This is a genomic window from Mesorhizobium sp. M2C.T.Ca.TU.002.02.1.1 (genome assembly GCF_003997225.1).
In genome coordinates, this window is sequence record NZ_RZTO01001580.1 from 1 (window position 1) to 335 (window position 335).

1 pseudogene is annotated in these 335 nt (G+C 61.2%); it reads right to left on the reverse strand.

What is annotated here, in order from left to right:
• Positions 1-253, reverse strand: a pseudogene (locus tag EOD07_RS37395) (Flp pilus assembly protein CpaB); the annotation flags it as partial.
• Between the last annotated feature and the right edge of the window lie 82 nt (positions 254-335).

Here is a 335-nt window from a genome sequence, read left to right on the forward strand (position 1 = left end):
CGGTGCGGGTGATGAAATTCGCGTTGACGCCGTCGGCGGGCCAGGATTGCCAGGCGATGTTGTTTTGGAGCGGGTTGCCCATCGGAACGTCGCCTGAAAGCACAAGCACATCCTGGAGTGCCACCGCCGGGGCCTGGGGACCGGAATCGACGACGACCTGGGGCGGCGGTGCCACCATGTTCTTCGCGACATAGCCAGCGCCACCCGCCGCGGCCACCGCCACGCTCAGAATTATCAATCGCGATACTGGCATTTGTCCGAACCCTTGCCCTGGCAAACCACGTAGCCAAGCCGGACTTTGCAGCGGCAATCGTCAAAACAAGGTTAATGTAATG